The organism is Stenotrophomonas maltophilia group sp. RNC7 (genome assembly GCF_030910085.1).
GTDB classification, from domain to species: domain Bacteria; phylum Pseudomonadota; class Gammaproteobacteria; order Xanthomonadales; family Xanthomonadaceae; genus Stenotrophomonas; species Stenotrophomonas sepilia.
The window spans coordinates 1-309 of sequence record NZ_JAVFVN010000059.1; the positions used below are offsets into that span (position 1 = coordinate 1).

1 protein-coding gene is annotated in these 309 nt (G+C 54.7%); it reads left to right on the forward strand.

Features of this window, described 5'->3' with window-relative positions; all coding sequences use genetic code 11:
* The coding region (locus RCF13_RS00395) for a hypothetical protein (protein WP_308140690.1) at positions 1-282 on the forward strand (282 nt) is incomplete at its 5' end.
* Between the last annotated feature and the right edge of the window lie 27 nt (positions 283-309).

Consider the following 309-nt stretch of genomic DNA (forward strand, 5'->3'; position numbering starts at 1 on the left):
CTTGGCAGTGGTCTGCTGAGAAGGCGCGAACTTTGGTACCGGCTCATCAGTCCAGCATTGGCCATTCAGCCAAGTGGCGGGGTGTTTCGTGTATTCTGGATTTTCACCGCGGCGTTCGTCAGCGTAACGGCGGGCGCCTTCAAGAATTGTCTCCAGATCAACCCGCTTACGAGCCGCCTTGAATGCTTTGAGGGCTTGGCCCTTTCCTGCGCGGCGTGGAAAGACTGGCCAAAACTGCTTTTCGAATTCGGCCTCGAAATCGGGTTTGGCCGAAACATCTGAGCGTAGCGAAGATGTTATATCTGTATC